Origin of the sequence: Kribbella sp. NPDC050820 (assembly GCF_040653975.1) — a bacterium.
GTDB lineage: Bacteria > Actinomycetota > Actinomycetes > Propionibacteriales > Kribbellaceae > Kribbella.
On record NZ_JBFAHB010000156.1, the window covers coordinates 1 to 4,101 of the forward strand.

Annotated in this window: 3 protein-coding genes; all 3 read left to right on the forward strand. The window is 68.8% G+C overall.

The annotated features are described in order from the left end of the window. Positions 1-237: 237 nt before the first annotated feature. From AB0H36_RS47900 to AB0H36_RS47910, 3 genes are read left to right on the forward strand one after another with little or no spacing between them, the layout of a single operon-like run. The gene (locus AB0H36_RS47900; RefSeq protein ID WP_360539034.1) at positions 238-1,794 is read left to right on the forward strand and encodes a sugar ABC transporter ATP-binding protein; all 1,557 of its coding nucleotides are present in this window, start codon (positions 238-240) and stop codon (positions 1,792-1,794) included. Continuing rightward, entirely contained in the window at positions 1,791-2,816 is a 1,026-nt protein-coding gene (locus AB0H36_RS47905; protein ID WP_360539037.1) for an ABC transporter permease, read from the forward strand. Before AB0H36_RS47900 ends, AB0H36_RS47905 begins: the two co-directional genes overlap by 4 nt. A gap of 14 nt (positions 2,817-2,830) precedes the next feature. Further along, positions 2,831-3,838, forward strand: coding sequence for a substrate-binding domain-containing protein (locus tag AB0H36_RS47910; RefSeq protein ID WP_360539040.1), 1,008 nt, complete (start codon positions 2,831-2,833; stop codon positions 3,836-3,838). The last annotated feature ends 263 nt before the right edge of the window (positions 3,839-4,101 follow it).

Here is a 4,101-nt window from a genome sequence, read left to right on the forward strand (position 1 = left end):
TCACCAACCTCCCGGCCGCCGCCGCGTCCCACACCCCCTCGCCCCCCCCGCCCCGCTGTCGATTGTGGTGGCCTGGAGATCCGCACCCCTTCCATCCAGATCGAACAGCTGCCGTCCGAAACCGCCAAGCACGAAGCTGGGTCACGGTTGAGCGCCGGGAAGTGGTGAGGGGTTGACGGCGGCCTGGGTGCGGTCTAGCGTCTGGGAAATCGATTTCTCACAGGAGAGGCTGGTGGGATGGCGGACGGTGCCAGGCTGGTGCGGATGGCGGGCATCGGGAAGCGGTACGGCGGGGTGCAGGCCTGCCGCGACGTCGACTTCACGCTGGGCGCGGGCGAGGTGCACGCGTTGCTCGGCGAGAACGGCGCCGGCAAGTCGACGTTGATGAAGATCCTGTCCGGCGACGTCACCGAGTACGACGGCACGATCGAGATCAACGGCGACCCGGTGCACTTCGGTGGCCCCACCGACGCCCAGGCGGCGGGGATCGCGATGATCCACCAGGAGCTCGACCTGGTCCCCGGCCTGTCCGTCGCCGACAACATCTTCCTCGGCCGTGAGCTCCGCACCAGACTGCGGACCGTCGACCGGCGAAGGATGGACCGCGAGTCCCGCGCCCTGCTCGAGCGCAGCGGCGTTCGACTCGATCCGCACCGGCCGGTCGGCGAGCTCCGCGTCGGCGAGCAGCAACTCGTCACCATCGCGAAGGCGATCTCCCTCGACGCCCGCGTGCTGATCATGGACGAGCCCACCTCCGCCCTCACCACCTCCGAGGTCGAGCGCCTGTTCGACGTCATCCGCGAGCTGCGCAGGTCAGGTGTCGGCATCGTCTACATCTCGCACCGGATGGAGGAGATCGCCCAGGTCGCCGACCGCGCGACCGTCCTCCGCAACGGCCAGGTCGTGACCAGCTTCGACCCCCGCACACTCAGTACGGCGGAAGTCGTCGAGGCGATGGTCGGCCGCCCGGTCCAGACCATGTTCACCACCCCCGACGCCGACACCGGCGACGAGCTCCTCCGCCTCGAGGACCTGGCCCTCAAGGCCCGCCGCCCGCGTCCCGGCCGCCGCGACCCCGAAGGCATCTCCCTGACCGTCCGCTCCGGCGAGATCGTCGGCCTGGCCGGCCTCCTCGGCGCCGGCCGCACCGAGCTCCTGGAGACCCTGTACGGCGTCGCGCCCGCCGGCACCCAGTCCGGCCGGATCCTCTTGCAGGGCAAGGAGATCCGCCCCCGCAGTCCACGCCAAGCACTCGCTCACGGCATCGGGTTCGTCCCCGAGGACCGGCGCGTGTCCGGACTCGTTTTGTTCCACTCGATCCTCGCCAACACGGTCGTCTCGAGCCTCCCGTCGTACGGGCGGCTCGGCGTGATCGCGCGCCGGATGGAAAGCGCCGCCTCGGTGCGGATGGCGGACCGGTTGCGCCTGAAGTTCGGCCGGTTGCAGGACGAGGTCGGCACGCTGTCCGGCGGCAACCAGCAGAAGGTCGTGTTCGGCCGGATGCTGTTGACCGAGCCACGGTTGCTGCTGCTGGACGAGCCGACCCGAGGCGTCGACGTCGGCGCGAAGGCCGAGATCTACCGGCTCCTCGGCGAGCTGGCCGGCCAGGGTCTCGGCGTACTGCTCGCGTCGTCCGAGCTCCCGGAGCTGATCGGCGTCTGCGACCGGGTCGTCGTACTGCGGGACGGCCGCGACGTCGCCTCCTTCAGCACGGCGGACTCCGGCGAAGGAGATCTGCTCGCCGCAGCGATGGGACAGGGCGCAGTGTTCGAAGAAGTCGGAGGAGCGCAGTGACCGACCTGCAGGAGAAACCCGCTGTGGCACTGGCCCGGGACAAGGGTGGTGTGGTCGCCACGCTGTTCCGGTTCCAGAGTGTGTTCGGGCTGCTCGCGGTGTTCGTCGCGGCGATCATCTTCTCGCCGCGCAAGGACGGCGAGATCCTGTTCATCAGCGCGGACAACCTGGCCAACGTGATCCGGGCCGTGTCCGAGATCGGCATCATCGCGGTCGGGATGACGTTTGTGATCCTGATCGGCGGCATCGACCTCTCGGTCGGCGCGGTCCTCGGGCTGGCCGCCGTCGGGTCCGCCGTACTGATGGTCGAGAACGACTGGGGTTTCCTGCCGTCGGTCCTGCTCGTGCTCGCGATCGGCCTGGTCTTCGGCGCGTTGCAGGGCGCCGCGACCGCGATGATCGGGATCCAGTCGTTCATCGTCACGCTCGCCGGTTTGCAGATAGCGCGCGGCCTGGCCCGGATCTGGTCCGGCGGGCAGGGCGTCGCGATCGCGTACGGCGACGGGCCGCACGAGGCGCCGGAGTCGTTCGCGATCCTCGGTGAACGCACCTTCGGCGGGCTGGTCCCGATCCCGGTGCTGATCTTCGCGGTGGTCGCGATCGCGGCCGTCGTGTTCCTGCGGGTCAGTGCTTTCTCCCGGCACCTGTATGCCGTCGGCGGCAACGAGAAGGCGGCGCGACTGTCCGGCGTACCGGTGGTGCGGGTGAAGATCGCCGTCTTCGCCATCTGCGGCCTGCTCGCGTCGCTGGCCGGCGTCGTGCACGCCGTACAGCTGAACCAGGGCAGCCCGAACGACGGGATCGGCTACGAGCTCGACGCGATCGCCGCGGTGGTGATCGGCGGCACCAGCCTGGCCGGCGGCCGCGGCTCGGTCGCCGGGACCGTGGCCGGCGCGCTGCTGCTCGGCGTACTCAACAACATCCTTGCCCTGAACAACATCGACTCCAACATCCAGCTGCTGATCAAGGGACTCGTGATCGTTGCCGCCGCCGCGCTGCAGCGACTGCGTCCCGCCTCGTGAGGAAGGTTCCCGTCATGCGCTCTCTGCGAATTCCCCTCGCCGCCGCGGCCGTCGCCGCGCTGGTGCTCGCCGGCTGTGGCACGACCAGCGAACGGACGGCGGACTCGCCGGGCGCCGGTGAGTCGAAGTCCTGCAAGGGCGCCGACGGCAAGTACACGATCGGGATGAGCCAGGCGAACGTCGCCGAGCCGTACCGGCAGCGGATGGACGACGACATCCGGGCGGCGGCCAAGGAGGTGCCGCAGTTCGACGTGAAGTTCGCCGACGCGGCCCAGGACAACGCCAAGCAGGTCGCCGACGTGGAGAACTACATCACCCAGCAGATCGACCTGCTGATCATCAGCCCGAACGAGGCGAAACCGCTGACCGCGGTGGTGAAGAAGGCCTACGACAAGGGCATCCCGGTGATCGTGCTGGACCGCAAGGTGGAGGGTGATGCGTACACCGGGTTCATCGGCGGCGACAACGTGCAGATCGGGTCCGAGGCGGGCAAGTACGTCGCCGAGAAGCTGCTGCCGTCCGGTGGGAACATCGTCGAGCTGAAGGGCCTGGCCGGGGCGACGCCGCAGGCCGAGCGGCACCAGGGCTTCGTGGACGCGATCAAGGCGAACCCGAAGATCAAGATCGTCGCCGACGCCAGCGGTGACTGGCTGCGGGAGAAGGGGCAGGCGCAGATGGATGCGCTGCTCAAGGCGAACCCGAAGATCGACGTTGTGTACGCGCACAACGACCCGATGGCAGAGGGGGCGTACCTGGCGGCGAAGGCGGTCGGCCGGGAGAAGGAGATGAAGTTCCTCGGCATCGACGCGCTGCCGATCCCGTCCGGCGGTATCAAGGCCGTCGAACAGGGCCGGTTGAGCGCCACCTTCACCTACCCCACGAACGGCAAGGAAGCCATCACCGCCGCCAAGAAGCTCCTGGTCGACTGCGGCACCATCGAAAAGTCCCAGATCCTCCCCACCCGCCTGATCGACGCCTCGAACGCCACCAAGATCTACACCGAAGAAAACTCAACCGGCTGACCCCGGGGTGCGGGGCGGGGTGGGGGAGCGCCAGGCTCCCACCCCGCCGCGCCGATCTCTTACACCGGTTGTGCAACGGAGCTTCTAGGTCTTGCAGGCCTGGAGTATGCCGACGGCCATCGCGGGCGGCCCGATGAGCACCGGCTGCCTTGTACTCGGTACGGCGTACTAGCTTTCGCGCTGGGAGTCAAGGGTGAGTGTGGGCAGGCGTGAGTGCCGTCCGGCGTCTTGGCGGTTCGGACGGGGTCTGGTGCGTGATGAAG